Genomic DNA, 358 nt, shown 5'->3' with positions numbered 1-358 from the left:
GGTCTTCCCCAGGCCGCCGCCGCCGTAAAGGAACAACGGGTTGTACGACGTGCCGGGATTGTTCGCGACCTGGATCGCCGCGGCGCGCGCGAGCTGATTCGACTTACCGGTCACGAAATTGTCGAAGGTCAGCACGGGATTGAGCTTCGAGCGCTCGTAGATCGACTCGACTTCTCCCAATTGCACCGGCTCTTGCGGCGTCACCCGCCAATTGCGGCGCACCGCGTCGGCCTCGCTCGCTTCCAGATCGGGGCGCTCACCGTCGAGCGACGCCGAATCGGCGCCACGACCGCCGTTCGCGGGAGCCTGCGACGCGGCCACGGCCGGATTCGCACGCGCGCCGCCAACGGGCGCCGGG

General features: G+C 68.7%; 1 pseudogene. It reads right to left on the bottom strand.

The features are described from left to right. Positions 1–358, bottom strand: a pseudogene (locus A985_RS29045) (DnaA ATPase domain-containing protein); the annotation flags it as partial.

It is taken from the genome of Pandoraea sp. B-6 (genome assembly GCF_000282835.1).
In the GTDB taxonomy this organism is placed as follows: domain Bacteria; phylum Pseudomonadota; class Gammaproteobacteria; order Burkholderiales; family Burkholderiaceae; genus Pandoraea; species Pandoraea cepalis.
Note: the sequence above shows the minus strand (reverse complement) of the source record. Positions and strands in the feature narration are given on the sequence as shown.